Here is a 17965-nt window from a genome sequence, read left to right as displayed (position 1 = left end):
TGGTGGCCTGTGCCCAGCCCGAAATGCCCCGAAAGACCCCACAACCCGGAATACCTTGGGGTTTCGGGGTTGCAGGGGTGTTCGGTTCATCACGGTGCAGGGCGGATGGTCACAAAATCCACCGCGCTGCCACGGCGAATCAGCAGGCTCAAGGGCCGGGCTTTGTCGGTACGTGCCACCAGGGCCTCGAAGGCTTGAACCGAGGCCACCTCGGAGTTGGCCACGGCCAGGATCACATCGCCCTCGCGGATGCCTGCGCGTGCAGCCGCATCGACCGCCGCGTCCACTCGCACGCCCGCACGTATGCGGGCTTCCTTGCGCTGCGCGTCTGACAGGTCACTGAGGGTCAAACCCAGATGGGCCACCGTTGCGGGGGCTGTTTTTTTCTCGGCCACGGCGTTCGCCGGCTTTTCTGCCTCCAGCTCGGCCACGGTGACGCTGAGGTCTCGCTGTGTGCCGCGACGAAAGACGCTCAGCGTCACCCGTTGACCAGGTTTGGAGTTGCCGACTGCACGTGGCAGGTCTGCTGTTTTTTCGATGACTTTGCCGTCCAACCGCAAAATGATGTCGCCCGCTTCCAGTCCGGCTTTTTCTGCCGGTGAGCCCTCCTCCACGCCCCGCACCAACACGCCTTGGGCTTTGCCCAAGCCGATGGATTCGGCCACGTCTTTGGTGACCGGCGCGATTTGCACGCCAATGCGGCCTCGAGTGACGCGGCCATTGGCGCGCAATTGGTCGCTGACCCGGATGGCTTCATCCATGGGGATGGCAAAAGAGATGCCCATGAAGCCACCGGATCGCGAGTAGATCTGGCTGTTGATGCCCACCACCTCGCCACGCATGTTGATCAGTGGTCCACCCGAGTTGCCGGGGTTGATGGCCACATCGGTTTGAATGAATGGCAAAAAGTCGCCGGTGTCCCGCTGTTTGGCACTGACAATGCCCGCGGTGACGGTGTTCTCTAGACCAAAAGGTGAACCGATGGCCATGACCCACTCGCCCACGCGCAAACGGTTGACGTCTCCGACCTTGACCGCCGGTAGGCCGGTGGCTTGGATTTTGACAACGGCCACATCGGTGCGTTTATCGGCTCCCACAATGCGCGCCTTGAATTCGCGTTTGTCGGTCAGTGTCACCAGCACTTCGTCGGCTCCGTCCACCACATGGGCATTGGTCATGATGAAGCCATCGGGGCTCAAAATGAATCCGGAGCCTACGCCCCGGGGTTGCGCTTCTGATTCGGGCCGGTTTTGTCTTGGCGCCTGACGGGGTGCGTTGGGCATGGGGACACCAAAGAATCGACGGAACAGCTCTTGCATGTCGTCTTCTGGCCCTGCCCCGGCAGCGGCGCTGGGGCGTGCTTTTTCGAGGGTGCGTATATTGACCACCGAGGGGCCTAACTGCTCCACCAGGTCGGTGAAGTCGGGCAAGCCCCGCACCGCGACGCCGGGGGTTTGCGCCAGGGCAGCGGTGGTCGGGAGCGTGAGCGAGGCAGCCAGCCATGCCGTGCTCATGAATGCCGCTGCGGCGGCGTTGATCCAATGATGACTCTTCACAAAAGTCTCCTTGTGTTGTGCATAAATGGCCATTGACCCCCAGATGAGGTGTTGGGCACTCATTTCAAGGCGGGTCAGAGGCGGGTTGGGTTCGATGGTTCGGACGCACGGCCCCCCCCGGGGCGCGAATATACAGCGCATCTAAACCCGTGCCACTTTGAGGGCATGGCGCTTTGCTGCAACCAGGCACTGCCCCTGGGGCCCGTGGTCGAGGCGCTGGCGTCCAGGCGGCTGACCCATAACAACATGGCGTGACCGGTATCGAGTCCTACCGATAAACTGACGGGCTGCAGCGCTGCGGATTCGATGGGCTCGGCTTGCCAAAACCAGGCTTGCCCTGTCCAGACCAGGTAGCCATTGGCCCAGCTCTGGCGCGGTGCCCAGGTCGCCGTACCGAGCAGACAGACCCACCAGCCCGCCCAAATGGCCGCCAACCAGATGCCGCTGGCCTGCGTTTGCAATTGCCAGGCGAGTAAGCCGATGGCCGAGAGTGCGGCTGCTCCCCACACCGCCACCCTCCCCCAAGCAAAACGCCCCACCGGAAAGACCACAGGGGGGGCGTTGTGCATGGCGGGTTTGCGGGGTCAGAGGCGTTTGAACACCAAAGAGCCGTTGGTGCCGCCAAATCCGAAGTTGTTTTTCAGGGCCACATCGATTTTGAGGTCGCGCGCGGTGTTGGCGCAGTAGTCCAGATCGCACTCCGGGTCGGGGTTGTGCAGGTTGATGGTGGGCGGCACTTTTTGGTGGTGCAGCGCCAACACGGTGAACACGCTTTCGATGCCGCCCGCGCCCCCCAACAGGTGACCGGTCATGGACTTGGTGGAGCTGACCACGGTTTTGTAGGCGTGGTCGCCTAAAGCCGCTTTGATGGCCTGGGTTTCGTTGATGTCGCCCAGGGGGGTGGATGTGCCGTGGGCGTTCAGGTAATCGACCTGGTTGGCCTGGATGCCGGCGTTGCGCATGGCGCTGAGCATGGCGCGGCGGGGGCCGTCCATGCTGGGCGCGGTCATGTGACCCGCGTCAGCACTCATGCCATAACCCGACAGCTCGGCATAGATCTTGGCACCACGGGCCTTGGCGTGTTCGTACTCTTCGAGCACCATCACGCCAGCGCCTTCGCCCAGCACAAAACCATCTCGGTCTTTGTCCCAGGGGCGCGATGCCGATGCAGGGTCGTCGTTGCGGGTGGACAAGGCGCGCATGGCGGCAAAGCCACCCACACCCAGTGGGGACACGGTGCCTTCAGAACCGCCGGCAATCATCACGTCGGCATCGCCGTATTCGATCAAGCGACCGGCTTCGCCAATGCTGTGCAAACCGGTGGTGCAAGCTGTGACCACGGCCAGATTCGGGCCTTTGTAGCCATGGCGCATCGACACATGGCCGGAAATCATGTTGATGATCGAGGCCGGTACAAAAAATGGGGAGATGCGGCGCGGGCCTCGCGCCACGTAATCGATGTGGGTGTCTTCGATCAGCGGCAAGCCGCCAATGCCCGAACCGATCACGACCCCGGTGCGGCAAGCCTCTTCTTCACCCAACGCGTCGCCTGATGGGCAGACCAGCGTCTTGAATTCGCCTGGGCAGCTGCAGGCAATGCCGTAATGGATGAACCGGTCCATCGTCCGCGCTTCTTTGGCGGATGATGTAGGAGTCGAGGTCAAAGTTCTTGATTTCACCCGCGATCCGGCAAGACATCGCCGAAGCGTCAAATCGGGTGATGGGGCCAATGCCGGACTGGCCGGCAAGCAGGTTGGACCATGCCTCAGACACCGTGTTGCCCACGGGGCTGATGCATCCCAAACCCGTGACTACAACGCGGCGCCGGGTCATCGTCGATCAGGCCTTCTTGCTTTGGGCGTAGTCGATCGCCGCTTGCACCGTGGTGATTTTTTCTGCGTCTTCGTCAGGAATTTCGATGCCGAACTCGTCTTCGAGTGCCATCACCAGTTCCACCGTGTCCAGGGAGTCGGCACCCAGGTCGGCCACGAAGGCTTTTTCGTTGGTGACTTGTGACTCTTCAACGCCGAGTTGCTCAGCAATGATTTTCTTGACACGTGCTTCGATATCGCTCATGGGGTCCCTCTGAGGGTTGTGAAAAACGGGGATTTTACCTGTCCGAAAGGCGGTTTCGCCAAACGGCCAGTGAATCAGGCCATGAACATGCCACCATTGACATGCAATTCTTGTCCGGTGACGTAGCCAGCATGCGTTCCGGCCAAATAGGCCACGGCATGCGCGATGTCATCGGGTTGGCCCAAATGGCCCAGAGGAATCTGGGCCAACAAGGCTTTTTGTTGTTCTTCGGGCAGGCTGGCGGTCATGTCGGTATCGATGAAACCAGGGGCCACACAGTTGACGGTGATGCCCCGACTACCCAACTCGCGGGCCAGCGCGCGGGTCATGCCCGCGACACCCGCCTTGGCAGCGGCGTAATTGGCTTGACCGGGGTTGCCCGATGCGCCCACCACGCTGGTGATGCTGATGATGCGGCCATAGCGCTGCTTCATCATGGGGCGGATCACGGCCCGGCTCATGCGAAAGACCGCCTTGAGGTTGGTGTCGAGCACCGCGTCCCAGTCGTCGTCCTTCATGCGCATGGCCAAGGTGTCGCGGGTGATGCCCGCGTTGTTGACCAGCACTTGCAAGCCGCCGTGCTCTTGGACGATGGCGTCAATCAGCGCAGCGCCAGCGTCGGCGTCGTTCACGTTCAGATTGGCCCCCCGGCTGCCGGGATAAGCCGACAGGGCCTGGCTGATCTTGGCAGCACCGTCATCGCTGGTGGCGGTGCCAATGACCACAAAGCTTTGTTGGGCCAGATGTTGGGCAATCGATGCCCCAATGCCGCGAGATGCCCCCGTGACCAGTGCAATTTGTTTTGGTGCTTCGCTCATGCCAGGATTCCTTTCACTTCGGCCAGGGTGGCGGGGTCGTACAGCGCCACGCCGTTCAATTCGGCGTCGATGCGCTTGGTCATGCCCGCCAGCACTTTGCCTGGGCCGCATTCGACCAGGGTGCTCACGCCACGGGCCTTGATGGCCTGCACGCACTCGACCCAGCGCACCGGGCCAAAGGCTTGACGGTACAGCGCGTCGCGGATGCGGTCGGCGTCGGTTTCGATGGCCACATCGATGTTGTTGAGCACCGGGATCTGCGGCGCGCCCAAGGCCAAGGTGGCCAGTTTTTCGCGCAGCTTTTCGGCGGCGGGCTTCATCAGGCTTGAATGGAAAGGCGCGGACACGGGCAAGATCAGCGCGCGCTTGGCACCCATACCTTTGAGCACTTCGCAGGCTTTGTCCACGGCGGCTTTGCTGCCGGCGATCACGGTTTGCGCCGCGTCGTTGAAGTTGACGGCTTCGACCACTTCGGCGCTGCCTGCCGGGAAAGTGGCTTGCGCCTCCTGGCAGCCGGCAATGACTTTGTCAGAGGCCAAACCCAAAATGGCGGCCATGGCCCCCACGCCCACGGGCACGGCTTGCTGCATGGCGGCGGCGCGCAGACGCACCAAGGGCGCAGCTTGCGCCAGTGTCAACACACCCGAAGCCACCAGGGCGCTGTACTCACCCAAAGAATGTCCGGCCACCACCGACGGCTTGGCGCCACCTTCTGCCAGCCAAGCACGGTAAGCCGCCACCGCCGACACCAGCATCACCGGTTGGGTATTGGTGGTCATGGCCAGCGCTTCTTTGGGGCCTTCATGGATCAGTTGGGCGATGTCTTCGCCCAAGGCGTCAGACGCTTCTTGGAGGGTGTCGCGCACCACGGGGTGGTCGCCCCAGGCGTCCAGCATGCCCACCGATTGGGAGCCTTGGCCGGGAAAAACAAAAGCAAATGAGGTCATGTTCAAATTTTGGGTCTCTGTGAAGAATCCGGGAAAGTGAAATGGGGCATACGGTGTATCACTGACTTGGGCCTGTCAAATCAACAACGCATCAATAACGCAAGAGCACCGAGCCCCATGTGAAGCCACCGCCCACGCCTTCGAGCATGAGGGTCTGGCCACGCTGGATGCGCCCGTCGCGCACGGCGGTGTCGAGCGCCAGCGGAATCGAGGCGGCCGAGGTGTTGCCGTGCTGGTCCACCGTGACCACCACTTTGTCAGCGCTGAGCTTGAGCTTTTTGGCGGTGCTTTGCATGATGCGGATGTTGGCTTGGTGCGGGATCAGCCAGTCGATGTCGGCTTCGGTCAAGTGGGCCTTGGTCAGGCTGGTGCGGGCCGTGTCTTCGAGCACGCCCACTGCCAATTTAAAGACCGCTTGGCCGTCCATCTTGAGCACGGGATCGCCCAGAATGCCGCCCCGGTTGACGTGCCCCGGCACGCACAAGATGTCTTTGTACTTGCCATCAGCGTGCAAATCGGTCGCCAAAATGCCGGGCTGTTCTGACGCTTCGAGCACAACCGCGCCTGCCCCGTCACCGAACAACACACAAGTGGTTCTGTCTTTGAAGTCCAGGATGCGGCTGAACACCTCTGCGCCAATGACCAGTGCCCGCTTCGCCGACCCGGTCTGGATCATGGCGTCAGCCACCGTCAGCGCATAAATGAAGCCACTGCATACGGCCTGGACATCAAATGCCGGGCAACCTGCTGCGCCCAGCTTGTGTTGCACCATGGTGGCCACCGAGGGGAACACCATGTCGGGGGTGGAGGTGCCGACGATGATCAGGTCGATGTCGCTGGCCACCAGCCCGGCCGCTTGCAGCGCCTTGCGCGCGGCTTCGGTGGCCAGATCGCTGCAAGCCTGGTGATCGGCCGCAAAGTGCCGGGCACGGATGCCGGTGCGCTCGACAATCCAGTCGTCCGAGGTCTCAACGCCCTGCAGCGCCAGATCGGCCGCCAAATCGGCATTGGTCAGTCGATGCTCGGGCAGGTAGCTGCCGGTGCCCAAAATGCGGGAATAAATTCTCATAGGGGGGTGACCTCGGGTTCGGTCTGCTCGGCCTGCGCGCCCGTCAATAAGGGTGCCGCATGGGCGATGCGCTCACGAACCCGGTCCAACAATTGGTTGCGGCCTGCATCATAAGCCCGGTTCAGGGCCATCTCGAAAGCGATTTCGTCTGCCGATCCGTGGCTCTTGAACACCAGGCCCCGCAAACCCAAAAGGGCCGCACCGTTGTAACGGCGGTGATCGACGCGATTTTTGAATGCAGATAGCACCGGATAAGCCAAAATTGCAACCATTTTGGTGAAGATGTTGCGAGAAAACTCGTTTTTCAAGAAGCCGCCGATCATGGTGGCCAGGCCTTCACTGGCCTTCAGCGCCACATTGCCGACAAAGCCATCACAGACCACGATGTCCACCGTGCCCTTGAAAATGTCATTGCCTTCGACATTGCCATAAAAATTCAAATCTCCGGAGTTGCCGGCAGAACGCAGCAATTCGCCTGTTTTTTTGATGATTTCATTGCCTTTGATGGCTTCTTCGCCGATGTTGATCAAGCCAACCGAGGGCTGGTCCTTGTTTTGCAGCACCGACACCAGGGCCGAGCCCATGACCGCGAACTGGAGCAAATGCTCGGGCGTGCAGTCGACATTGGCCCCCAGATCGAGCATGGTGGTGCCCCCGCCCTTGAAGTTGGGCATCTGGCCTGCAATGGCGGGGCGGTCAATGCCGTCCATGGTTTTGAGCACATAACGGGCAATGGCCATCAAGGCCCCGGTGTTGCCCGCCGAAATGGCCGCCGTTGCTTTGCCATCACGCACCAGTTCGATGGCCACACGCATGGAGGAGTCTTTTTTCTTGCGCAACGCCACTTCGAGCGGGTCATCCATTTCGACCACCTCGGCGGCCGCAACCACTTCGGCACGAGGATCGGCAAATCCCCCCAGGGCTTGGGCTTGTCCGACCAGCAACAGCCGGGCTTCGGGGTGGCTCAACAAAAAGCGGCGGCACGCCGCCAGTGTGACGCGCGGACCATGGTCGCCGCCCATGCAATCGACAGCCAAGGTGATCGGAGCAGGCGATGTCATCGGGTTTTCGGAGTTCAAAGCCGGTTGAATGTCAAATTCATAAAAACAAAAGCCCGAGGCTACTTGCAAAGTAGCGCCGGGCCTCTTGAGGCTTGGGGCTGACGTCGATCAGGCTTCGGATTTGTTTTTGAGCACCTGACGGCCACGGTAAAAACCGTTGGGGCTGATGTGGTGACGCAGGTGGGTTTCGCCCGTGGTGGGTTCGACGGCGATGCCGGGCACGTTCAGGGCATTGTGCGAGCGATGCATACCGCGCTTGGAGGGCGACTTTTTGTTTTGCTGAACAGCCATGATGGCTCCTTGGAAGCTTGGAGGCTGCGCGGGTCAGGTCGCAGCTTGTGGTTGATGAGAGATTTGCCCAGACGCCTGAGCGAAGCCGCAAATTATAGCCCAAGCCAGACGCCCGCCCAGACGGCCCACATCGCCACATCAGGATTGGCCGGTTTTGAGATCCGCCAGGACGCCAAAGGGGTTGGGGCGTTCGGTCGCCGCCGCAAAATCCGGGTCCACCGCAGACATGGGCACGGCTTGTGGACACACATCGTGCATGGGAACGAGTGGCAGGGACAAAATCAATTCGTCTTCAACCAGGTCCAGGGCATCGAAATCCCGGCTGATCACCAGAATGTCTTCTTCGGCTTCGTCGTCCAAGGCGGCGGCGGTGGCTTCGTCAGCCACAAATCGGAATGACCGCTCGGCTTGCACGGTCTCCAGAACAGGCGTCAGGCAGCGCTGACACTGCAAGGGCAAAGCCACAGAGGCCCTCAGATCGAGCCAAATCTGGTCAGCACCTCCCGCACAGGGCTGCAGGCGGCCTTGCAATCGCCAGACCACCGAGCCTGGCGGCTGACTGCCCGCGACTTGCTCATCCAATAGCCGCGTCATGGATGACAGGGCAGAGTGCCCTTCCAACAGGGCGCAGTCCCGGGCAAACCTTGCAATATCCAGGTGGCGAGGATCGAACTTTTTTTCCATCCCTGCAGTGTAAGAGAATCCCCCCATGATGATCTCTGATTCCAAATCTTTGGCCCGCCCCGTGGTGCTGGGCTCTACCTCTGCTTATCGCCGCCAATTGCTGGAGCGGCTGCGCGTGCCCTTCAGCGTGAGTGCCCCCGAGGTGGACGAGACACCCTCACCCGGCGAATCTCCCCGCCATCTGGCTTTGCGCCTGGCGCTGGCCAAAGCCAGGGCCGTGGCTGCCCACCACCCCGAGGCCGTCGTGATCGGGTCCGACCAGGTGGCCGATTTGGCCGGTCAGCCCTTGGGCAAGCCGGGGGGGCATGCACGCGCCGTGGCACAACTTCGCCAAATGCGCGGCCAGATGGTGGTTTTTCAGACCGCCCTGGCCGTGGTTTGCCTGGCCAGCGGCTTTGAAGCTGTCGATCTGGCCGCCGTGCGGGTGGTGTTCCGCAATCTGAGCGATGAAGAGATCGAGTCCTACCTGCAGGCCGAACAGCCTTACGACTGTGCTGGCAGTGCCAAAAGCGAGGGCCTGGGCATCGCCCTGCTGGAGTCGATCGACAACGACGATCCGACCGCATTGATCGGTCTGCCGCTGATCCGCACCGCGCGATTGCTTCGCCAGGCTGGGGTGAAATTGCTGTGAATGCACGTCCAGACAAAGGGCGCTTGCTTTTGGTGCCCACACCATTGGATTTTGCTTGCCAGGAGCAAGCGCCTGTCCACCAGGTCTTGCCCGAAGCCACATTGGCCGCAGCGGCTGGTTTGCGGCACTGGGTTTGCGAAAACGCCAAAACCACTCGGGCCTTCCTCAAACGCGTGAGCGAAAGCCACCCGCTGATCGCCCCATTGGCCGAACAACAGATCACCGAGTTGCCACGGCTGGTGCACAAGAAAGGCGATCACCTATCGGGTTTTGACGGTAAGTCGATGCTGTCGGCCGCCTTGCAAGGCCACGACATCGGCCTGATCAGCGAAGCGGGTATGCCTGCTGTAGCCGACCCGGGCAGTTCGGTGGTACGCGCCGCGCATGACCTGGGCCTGCTGGTTTTGCCCTTGGTCGGGCCGGTATCCTTGTTGTTGGCCCTGGCCGCCAGCGGACTCAATGGCCAGAGCTTTGCCTTTGTGGGCTATCTGCCCCAAGACGCGGCACAGCGCACCACTCGGCTGAAACAACTGGAGTCACTGGCGCTCAAGACGGGCCAGACGCAGTTGTGGATCGAAACGCCTTACCGCAATGCCGCCATGCTGGCAGGTCTGTTGCAAGGCCTGCAAGCCAACACCCGCTTGGCCATTGCCAGCGGCCTGACACTGCCCTCGGCGAGCATCCAGAGCCACACGATTGCACAATGGAAAAAGGGCCTCAAAGGCCCCGATGGTCACACCCCGGCGGTCTATGCCATCGGGCCTTAAGGTCTGCAGGCGGCTGGGCTCTTGCCCAGCACGCAAAGCCTCTCAGCGCATGGCTGCACTGGTGCGCAAAGCCCGCACGGTCCCTTCACCCACGGCCACCCCAAAGCGTTTGACCAGACGCTCTGCCACGTTCTCTTTTTGGGTGTAGTCGATCACATCGGGCGCTTTGACCACATCCCTGGCCACGCCATCGATGTTGCCCAAACTGTCGGCCAGACCGAGATCCACCGCTTGCTGACCACTCCAGAACAAGCCACTGAACATTTCCGGGTTGTCTTTCAAACGGTCGCCTCGCCCTTTGCGAACGGCAGCGATGAATTGCTTGTGAATCTGGTCCAGCATGGCTTGAGCATGTTGCCGCTGGGGCGCAGTCTGAGGGCTGAAGGGGTCCAGAAAACCTTTGTTTTCGCCCGCGGTCATCAAACGACGCTCCACGCCCAGCTTGTCCATCAAGCCTGTGAAACCGAATCCGTCCATCAAGACACCAATGCTGCCGACCAGACTGGCTTTGTCGACAAAAATTTGATCTGTGGCTGCGGCGATGTAATAAGCGGCAGACGCACAAGACTCTTCCACCACCGCATAAATGGGTTTGTTGTGCAAAGCCCGCAAGCGCGTGATTTCGTCGTTGATCAAGCCCGCTTGCACAGGGCTGCCGCCGGGTGAGTTGATCAACAGGACCAATGCCATGGAGCCGGGGTCTTCGAGCGCTGTGCGCATGGCCGACATGACGTTTTGAGCGCTCGCCTCGGTATCGGGGGAAATCTCTCCCACGATGTTGACCAGGGCCGTGTGCGGGAAGCTGGGGCTGGTGGATGCAGCGCCGAAACTGAACAATTTCCAAAGCACCAAAACAAAGATGCCCAACCAAACCAGTCGCAGCCCCAACTTCCAGCGCCGCGCTGCCTGCTGCTCTTGCAGTTGGGCGAATGCCAGTTTTTCCAGGGTTTGCCGGGCCCAACGCTCCTGGACCTCCATGGCAGCCGCGCTTTGACCCGGCTCGGGCAGGGGCAGGTCTGAGCGTTCATCGGGCTTGGGCAGGGTGTCCTGAGGGTCTTGCATGGTCAAAATTCAAGGGGTTTCAAGTTGTAGGCAGTATGCCAGTGAACCACGCCATCGCGCTCTGACAGGTCTATTTTGACCAAGCCGCCACGGCAGGGGCCGCCCGCGCAGGCCCCGGTCTCGGGCTGGTAGGTGGCTCCATGCGTGGCACACATGAGCCAGCGCCCCGTGTTGTCATAAAACCGGTCGGGCTGGTAATCCATCTCCATCGCCACATGGGTGCAGCGGTTCAGGTAGGCGTGCACCTGGTCTTGGTAGCGGATGGCAAAAGCTCGGCAAGTCTGCCCGGCGTAAACGATGTCAAAAGGCACAGCTCGCCCACCGTTGACCAGGTCGGCGCTGTTGCACAAAGGGACCATGGGCTCCATCTGCGGTCCTGGTTTCAAGCGTGTTGCAACAACCAGCCGTGCAGTTCGCGCACGCTGTGAGCCACGTGACGCGGTTTCAGGCCATGAAAAGCATTGGGTTCGTGCGCGCCGTAACTCACGCCCACACTGGCGCAACCCGCATTCAAGGCCATTTGAAGGTCGTGCGTGGTGTCGCCAATCATCAGGGTGCGTTCGGGCTCGACGCCAAACTCACGCATCAACTCGTGCAGCATCAAGGGGCTGGGCTTGCCAGCGGTTTCATCGGCCGTGCGCGAGCCATCGAACACGCCGCGCAACTCGACCACCTGCAGGGCTTCGTTCAGACCGTGACGGCTTTTACCCGTCGCCACCGTCAGCCAGTGGTGGCGGGTTTTCAGGTCGTCCAGCAAATCGAGCACGCCGTCAAACAGGCCGATGTCGTTTTGGTGCATGAGGTAATGGTGGCGGTAGCGCTCACCCAGTTCGGGGTATTTGTCCTTGGGCACATCGGGCGCAGCATGGGCCAGCGCAGGCCCGAGCGACATGCCGATGACATAAGAAGCGGCTTGGCGCGTGGGCTCTTGCCCGCCCACATCCACCACCGCGCGCTGGATGCAGCGGGTGATGATGGCGGTGGAATCAAACAGGGTGCCGTCCCAGTCAAAAGCGATCAGGTCAAACTGGCGGGGTCTTGAGTTGGGCATGGTCCAGGTACGCTTTCAATTCGGCAGGCAAGTCGGCCTGCAGGGCAATCCGCTCGGCGCTCACGGGGTGGCTGAACTGCAAGCGCCAGGCATGCAAGAACATGCGATTGAGGCCGGGCAGGACCGCCGGTTTGTGGAGCTGACGATTCCACTCGAAATCGCCATATTTGTCATCGCCCGCGATGGGATGACCCTGCGACGACAAGTGCACCCTGATCTGGTGGGTACGCCCGGTTTTGATGGTCACTTCCAGCAAAGTGGCCCCCGGCAGGCGCCCGGCCACCTTGACCCAGGTGATCGATCGCATGCCGTCCGGGTCTTCGGACGTGGTCACTTTGACGCGCCTCTCGCCCTCCATCCCGTCCTTGCCCGGCAGCAAATACTTGACCAGAGGCAAGTCGATCAATTTCAGTTTGGCGGGCCAGTCGCCTTGAACCAGCGCCAGGTAAGTCTTGCCCGTTTCGCGTTCGCGGAACTGGTCCTGCAAGTTTTTGAGGGCGCTGCGCTTTTTGGCCACCAGCAAGATCCCGCTGGTGTCGCGGTCCAGCCGGTGCACCAGCTCCAGCAATCTGGCCTGGGGTCGGGCTTGGCGCAATTGCTCAATCACGCCAAAGCTCACGCCCGAGCCGCCATGCACCGCCACGCCAGCGGGTTTGTCGATCGCCATCAGGCTGTCGTCTTCCAGCAAAACCGGGAATTCTCGGCCAGGCGCGGGTTGGGCTGCCTTTTCGGCGACCTTTTCGGACACCCTCACAGGCGGCAGTCGCACCTTGTCGCCCACGGCCAACCGGGTCTCGGCCGAAGCCCGGCCCTTGTTGATGCGCACTTCGCCGCTGCGGATGATGCGGTAAACATGGGTTTTGGGCACCCCTTTGAGCTCGCGCATCAAAAAGTTGTCCAAACGCTGGCCCGCAGACTCCTCGTCCACCCACAACCATTTGACGGCGGGCGACGCGGCATCGGACTTGGCCCCTATAATGTGATTCACTGGCAATTGGTTGTAAGTGGTTGATTCAAATGGAAATGAATTCCTGTCCAGCGGGAGTTTAGTCCACCACCACCGCGCCAAACCAGATGTTCGATGCCATCCCCGGCACGATTTGCAGACTGAAGGCCAACGCCAACAGTGGCAAAACGCCCCGAGGTTGGGCCGACGCCCAGAAACCCAGATACGGAATACCCCCAGTTCAGCAGCCCCCCGGGCTGCTGGGCGGATCAAAGCGAGATGCTTGTTGTGTTGTTCGGAACTTTGCTGATGTACTTGGAACGGCTCACGAAGCCATGCTCCATCGTCACGCCTGGTGACCGCCAGTTTGTCCTGGATACCGGGGAGAGCCCCCGGCAGTGGACGACCCTGTACACGCCTTTTGCCTCGCCCCATCCACGCGCCTCGATCCCCATTGCTGTGCTCACGCGCAGTTGAATGGCGATCATCCTCGGCAATTCCCTTCGTTTCAGGCGTCAGCTCCGGCAACGTGGGCTTCGCGGTTCCCAAGAACCGGAAGCCGGTTGTGTAAACAGGTTTTCGCGTGCAGTCATCTTGCTGCACCGAAGCCACGCTGACAAGAGAAGGAACGCATCATGAAACGGATGCTGATCAACGCCACGCAAGCTGAAGAGCGCCGCCTGGCCATCGTCGATGGACAAAAACTCCTCGACTACGAAATCGAAATCGAAGGCCGCGAACAGCGCAAGGGCAACATCTACAAAGCCATCGTCACGCGCGTCGAGCCCTCCCTCGAAGCCTGCTTTGTGGACTATGGCGAAGACCGCCACGGCTTTTTGCCCTTCAAGGAAATCTCGCGCCAGTACTTTGCTGAAGGCGTGTCCGTCAGCCAGGCCCGCATCCAGGACGTCATCAAGGAGGGTCAATCCCTCTTGGTGCAGGTCGAAAAAGAAGAGCGCGGCAACAAAGGCGCGGCGCTGACCACTTTCGTCAGCCTGGCGGGCCGCTATGTGGTGCTCATGCCGAACAACCCCCGTGGTGGCGGTGTCAGCCGCCGCATCGAGGGCGACGACCGCGCCGAACTCAAAGAGGCGATGGACCAACTGGAGTACCCCAAGGGCATGTCCATCATTGCCCGCACCGCCGGCATTGGCCGCTCTGCGCCCGAGCTGCAGTGGGACCTGAATTACCTGCTCAAACTTTGGACGGCCATTGACGGCGCCACCCAAGGCAAAGGCGCTTTCCTCATTTACCAAGAATCCTCGCTGGTCATTCGCGCGATTCGTGACTATTTCAACAACGACATCGGCGACATCCTGATCGACACCGACGACATCTACGACCAGGCTCAGCAGTTCATGAGCCATGTGATGCCCGAGTTCGCAACCCGCGTGAAGCGCTACCGCGACGACGCACCACTCTTCAGCCGCTTTCAGATCGAGCACCAGATCGAATCGGCCTATGCCCGCACGGTGCAGCTGCCGTCTGGCGGCGCCATCGTGATTGACCATACCGAAGCCCTGGTGTCGGTGGACGTGAACTCGGCCCGTGCCATCAAGGGCGGCGACATCGAAGAAACCGCCACCCGCACCAACCTGGAAGCCGCCGACGAAGTGGCCCGGCAAATGCGCCTGCGCGATTTGGGCGGCTTGATCGTCATCGACTTCATCGACATGGAAGAAAGCAAGAACCGCCGCGATGTGGAAAACCGCCTGCGCGACGCCCTGCGCCAAGACCGCGCCCGCGTGCAATTCGGCTCGATCAGCAAGTTCGGCCTGCTGGAAATGAGCCGCCAGCGCTTGAAGCCTGCTTTGAGCGAAGGTGCCTCGATCCCTTGCCCACGTTGCGGCGGCGCTGGCCACATTCGTGACACCGAAAGCTCGGCGCTGCAGATCCTGCGCATCATCCAGGAAGAATCCATGAAGGACAACAGCGCGGCTGTGCACGCGCAAGTGCCCGTCGAAGTGGCGTCTTTCCTGCTCAATGAAAAGCGCTCCGAGATCGCCAAGATCGAATTGCAGCAACGCATCAATGTGCTGCTGGTGCCCAACAAGTCGCTGGAAACGCCGCACTACAAGCTGGAACGGCTGAAGCATGACGACCCACGCCTGGACCGCATCGAAGTCAGCTACAAGATGGCCGAAGAGATCGAAGACGCCACCACCGTGACGCGCCGTTCGCAAGAACCCACCAACAAGCAAACACCCGTCATCAAGGGCGTGCTGCCCGATGCGCCGGCACCGGTTGCCCCGCTCAAGCCAGAAGCACCGACCGCCGCAGCCAAACCTGCGCGCAAGTCTGCGTCCGCAGCAGGGGTCGCCCCGGCTGCCACGGGCGGTTTCTTTGGCTGGCTGAAAAGCCTGTTCGGCGGCAACGCCCCGGAAGCGGTGCCAGCCGCTGTCGGCAAAAAGGATGGAAAAACACGCGAAGGTCGCCAGGGCGAGCGCCGCACCGAAGGGCGTGATGGTGTTCGTGAAGGCCGTCGTGGTGGTCGCGATGGTCGCCGAGGCGAGCGCACCGAAATAGCCAATGCGGAAGTCCGCGCCCCCCGCGAGGGCGGTCGCCGTGGCGAAGGTCGCAGTGAGGGCCGCGCCGAAGTCCGCAACGAGTTGCGCGAAGGCGAAGCCCGTCCGGCACGCGGCGAGCGCGCTGAACGCACTGTCGCTGACCGTCCTGCCCGTGAAGGCCGTCGCGAGGCTCGTGGTGAAAACCGTCAGGAAGGCAAAAATGAAGGCCGCAGCGATGCCAGCCCCGAGTTGAATGCCGATGGCACCGAAGTGCGTCAAGAGCGTGCCCCCCGGGGGGAAGGCCGCGCTGAGGGTCGCCGTGAACGTGGAGAACGCGGCGGTGAAGCCCGTCGAGAGCGAGGTGGCGAACGCCGCCCGGCAGACAACGCAGCCAACACATCCAACGAAAACAGCCTCGCCACCGAGGTGATCGCGGATCAAGGCCCAGAAGCCCAGCTCGCCCCAGAAGCTGGCGCGCCCGCTGACGCAATCGGTGAACGCCGAGAGCGCCGCTCTCGTGACCGCTACGGCCGTGACCGTCGTGACCGCGCCAGCGAAGAAAACCCGGCTCAAGACAACGCCACCCCCGCTGCCGCCGAGGCCAGCACCGAAGACGACCGCCCTGCACCACGCTCTTACTTTGAGCGGGCACGACAAGCCGCTGCGGCCCCCGCTGCCGAAGACTCGGTCGCCAGCACGGCAAGGCCTGCCGACTCCGTGGCCGCAGTCCCTGAGGTGTGGACTGCGCCAGAGGTGACCGATGTTGTGGCCGGGCCTGCAGCAACACCTGCGGCTGCGGCCGCAGACTCAGCGCGCATCGGCTTGCCCCGCGTCAATAGCTACACCCTGCCGATGGAAGGACTGCAAGCACTGGCGCAAAGCTCGGGTCTGGTTTGGGTGAACTCCGATGCCAGCAAAGTGGCTGCCGCGCAGGTGGCCATTGCCGCCGAACCCCAAGCGGTTCGCGTACCCCGTGAGCGCCCGCCTGCGGTGGTGCTCCATGAAGGCCCGCTGGTTCTGGTGGAAACACGCAAAGACCTCAACACCTTGAAAGTGCCATTCTGAGTTGGGCATGTGAGCCTCTGTCGCCCACAAAAAACCGGGTCTGATGGCCCGGTTTTTTTGGGGGTGGGAGAGGTTGAGCCTGCGAACCGAAACATCGCCTGGGCCGTCAGGCGACACACCCGAAAAAAATTTTCAGTCGAGTGAACACACCGCCGCCTGCTTCCAGGCCAGCGCTGCTTCCTGCGGGTTCTGGCGCTGCTCGGCCAGTTCGGCCAAGACGATCCAGGCCTTTCGCTTGAGCGCAGGGCTGTCCAGATTTTTGGCGGCTTGGCTCAACAGGCTTTGGGACTTTCCCCAAAGATGGTGCCGCCAATACAGCATGCCCGCCAAATATTGCAAATGGGCCGACCTGGGCTGCGATTGCTGGGCACTCTCCAAACGCGACAGCCAGACCAGCGCATCTGGGGCATCCACATCGGGCAGGCAGGCCTCCAGGGCCTGGACAAACCTCACCCGTTGCTCGGTTGACCAACTGGAGTGCTGCGCCTGGAGGGTAGGCCACAGGTCCTGCAGCCAGGTCCTGCCCATCTGGGGGGTGCCGCCCAGCTTTAACCAACGCAAGACCGCCTCTGCCGCCACCTCGGGCATCAAACGCTGGGCGTCGGTCAGGCGCTTCCAGGTGCGCTGCAAGGCGTCTGTGTCGTGCGTGTGGGCAATCAATTCCAGCACCAAGCGGGGCAACAGGCTTTGGGCGGCAACCGGCGAAAAAGCCTTGTGCTTGGCCAGCAATGTGGCGATTTCAAGCGCCTTGGCAGGTTGACCTGCCAAACGGGCTGCCTTGAGCTGAAGCCGCATCGCCACCATGCGCCGACCTGCTGCAGGCGGCAAAGCCTCCAACTCATCCAGGCTGGCAGCAGCGTCCCGGTCATCCAGCATCCAACGGGCCGCACGCATGCGCGTGCCCTCCAGCAAAGTTTGACGCTCACTGGCTTGGGCTTGCCAAGCCTGGGATGTCGCTTGCTCAAGATGGTGCTGCCTTTGGGCCTTGTCCTGCAGGGCATGAGATGCCTCGGCTGCCATGATGTGCGCCAGGGCACGCAAAGACACGGCATGCTCCAGAGTCACGCCAGTCTCTGCCAGCAAGGCCTCTTTGCTCAAGGCTTGTTCAGCCGATTTACGGGCACGCAAAAAACGCCCCGCCATGAAGTGCCCGATCGAATCGAGCAATGCCGCATGGCTGGCTCTTTCTTTTTGTTGCAATCGCCAACGCTGGGCTTTTTGCGGCAATGAGAAAAAAGCGGCCAGCGCACGCTGAGCCAGAATCACCAAAACCACCACCGACAACACCAGCACAAAAGCCAGGTTCAGAGACATGTCCACCCTGTGCGGGTAAAGAAACAAGCTGACAGTACCCTGGTTACTCCCGGCCAACCAAGCCCCCGCAGCAGCCAAGGCAAACAGGGCAATGAGCCACAGAGCTGCACGCATGGCGCT

At 61.6% G+C, this 17965-nt stretch carries 17 protein-coding genes and 1 pseudogene; 3 read left to right on the top strand and 15 right to left on the bottom strand.

Features of this window, described 5'->3' with window-relative positions; all coding sequences use genetic code 11:
- Window positions 1-89: 89 nt before the first annotated feature.
- The 10 genes and pseudogenes from HEQ17_RS03140 to HEQ17_RS03095 form a co-directional block, all read right to left on the bottom strand.
- The gene (locus HEQ17_RS03140; protein ID WP_296293657.1) at window positions 90-1514 is read right to left on the bottom strand and encodes a DegQ family serine endoprotease; all 1425 of its coding nucleotides are present in this window, start codon (window positions 1512-1514) and stop codon (window positions 90-92) included.
- Between the two features lie 116 nt (window positions 1515-1630).
- Window positions 1631-2125 carry a hypothetical protein gene (locus tag HEQ17_RS03135; protein WP_296291250.1) on the bottom strand — a complete coding sequence of 165 codons (495 nt, stop codon included), beginning with the start codon at window positions 2123-2125 and terminating at the stop codon, window positions 1631-1633.
- Between the two features lie 15 nt (window positions 2126-2140).
- Window positions 2141-3389, bottom strand: a pseudogene (gene fabF / locus HEQ17_RS03130) (beta-ketoacyl-ACP synthase II).
- Between the two features lie 6 nt (window positions 3390-3395).
- On the bottom strand, window positions 3396-3632 hold the full coding sequence (gene acpP / locus HEQ17_RS03125) for an acyl carrier protein (RefSeq protein WP_019427049.1): 237 nt from the start codon (window positions 3630-3632) through the stop codon (window positions 3396-3398).
- A 74-nt stretch (window positions 3633-3706) separates the two neighbouring features.
- Complete coding sequence (gene fabG, locus HEQ17_RS03120; protein ID WP_296291249.1) at window positions 3707-4450, bottom strand: 3-oxoacyl-ACP reductase FabG; 744 nt, start codon at window positions 4448-4450, stop codon at window positions 3707-3709.
- Window positions 4447-5397 carry an ACP S-malonyltransferase gene (fabD, locus tag HEQ17_RS03115; RefSeq protein ID WP_296291248.1) on the bottom strand — a complete coding sequence of 317 codons (951 nt, stop codon included), beginning with the start codon at window positions 5395-5397 and terminating at the stop codon, window positions 4447-4449. The genes fabG and fabD overlap by 4 nt, the downstream gene beginning before the upstream one ends.
- Window positions 5398-5488: 91 nt before the next feature.
- Entirely contained in the window at window positions 5489-6466 is a 978-nt protein-coding gene (locus HEQ17_RS03110) for a beta-ketoacyl-ACP synthase III (RefSeq protein ID WP_296291247.1), read from the bottom strand.
- Window positions 6463-7527: a phosphate acyltransferase PlsX gene (gene plsX / locus HEQ17_RS03105; protein WP_296291246.1), complete on the bottom strand. Its 1065-nt coding sequence runs from the start codon at window positions 7525-7527 to the stop codon at window positions 6463-6465. Before plsX ends, HEQ17_RS03110 begins: the two co-directional genes overlap by 4 nt.
- A gap of 108 nt (window positions 7528-7635) precedes the next feature.
- The gene (rpmF, locus tag HEQ17_RS03100; protein WP_005794249.1) at window positions 7636-7818 is read right to left on the bottom strand and encodes a 50S ribosomal protein L32; all 183 of its coding nucleotides are present in this window, start codon (window positions 7816-7818) and stop codon (window positions 7636-7638) included.
- A 138-nt stretch (window positions 7819-7956) separates the two neighbouring features.
- Window positions 7957-8412 (bottom strand): YceD family protein, encoded by a 456-nt coding sequence (locus tag HEQ17_RS03095; protein ID WP_296291245.1) that lies wholly within the window; start codon window positions 8410-8412, stop codon window positions 7957-7959.
- A 115-nt stretch (window positions 8413-8527) separates the two neighbouring features.
- Here HEQ17_RS03095 and HEQ17_RS03090 point away from each other — a divergent pair, with 115 nt between their 5' ends.
- Window positions 8528-9133 (top strand): Maf family nucleotide pyrophosphatase, encoded by a 606-nt coding sequence (locus HEQ17_RS03090; protein ID WP_296291244.1) that lies wholly within the window; start codon window positions 8528-8530, stop codon window positions 9131-9133.
- A complete protein-coding gene (locus tag HEQ17_RS03085) occupies window positions 9130-9900 on the top strand; it encodes an SAM-dependent methyltransferase (RefSeq protein ID WP_296291243.1) in 771 nt (256 codons plus the stop codon). Before HEQ17_RS03090 ends, HEQ17_RS03085 begins: the two co-directional genes overlap by 4 nt.
- Before the next feature lie 42 nt (window positions 9901-9942).
- Here the strand turns inward: HEQ17_RS03085 and HEQ17_RS03080 are convergent, their stop codons facing one another.
- From HEQ17_RS03080 to HEQ17_RS03065, 4 genes are all read right to left on the bottom strand, one after another.
- Complete coding sequence (locus HEQ17_RS03080) at window positions 9943-10878, bottom strand: S49 family peptidase (RefSeq protein ID WP_296293656.1); 936 nt, start codon at window positions 10876-10878, stop codon at window positions 9943-9945.
- Between the two features lie 86 nt (window positions 10879-10964).
- Window positions 10965-11330 carry a Rieske 2Fe-2S domain-containing protein gene (locus HEQ17_RS03075; protein ID WP_296291242.1) on the bottom strand — a complete coding sequence of 122 codons (366 nt, stop codon included), beginning with the start codon at window positions 11328-11330 and terminating at the stop codon, window positions 10965-10967.
- A 14-nt stretch (window positions 11331-11344) separates the two neighbouring features.
- Entirely contained in the window at window positions 11345-12013 is a 669-nt protein-coding gene (locus HEQ17_RS03070; protein WP_296291241.1) for an HAD-IA family hydrolase, read from the bottom strand.
- A complete protein-coding gene (locus tag HEQ17_RS03065; RefSeq protein ID WP_296291240.1) occupies window positions 11985-13001 on the bottom strand; it encodes an RluA family pseudouridine synthase in 1017 nt (338 codons plus the stop codon). The genes HEQ17_RS03070 and HEQ17_RS03065 overlap by 29 nt, the downstream gene beginning before the upstream one ends.
- A gap of 593 nt (window positions 13002-13594) precedes the next feature.
- On the opposite strand from HEQ17_RS03065, the gene HEQ17_RS03060 reads away from it, so the two are divergent.
- On the top strand, window positions 13595-16531 hold the full coding sequence (locus tag HEQ17_RS03060) for an Rne/Rng family ribonuclease (RefSeq protein WP_296291239.1): 2937 nt from the start codon (window positions 13595-13597) through the stop codon (window positions 16529-16531).
- Window positions 16532-16663: 132 nt separating this feature from the next.
- On the opposite strand, the gene HEQ17_RS03055 is transcribed toward HEQ17_RS03060, so the two are convergent.
- Window positions 16664-17959: a heme biosynthesis HemY N-terminal domain-containing protein gene (locus HEQ17_RS03055; RefSeq protein ID WP_296291238.1), complete on the bottom strand. Its 1296-nt coding sequence runs from the start codon at window positions 17957-17959 to the stop codon at window positions 16664-16666.
- Between the last annotated feature and the right edge of the window lie 6 nt (window positions 17960-17965).

Source organism: Limnohabitans sp. (assembly GCF_023910625.1).
Classification (GTDB): Bacteria; Pseudomonadota; Gammaproteobacteria; order Burkholderiales; family Burkholderiaceae_C; genus Limnohabitans_A.
Note: the sequence above shows the minus strand (reverse complement) of the source record. Positions and strands in the feature narration are given on the sequence as shown.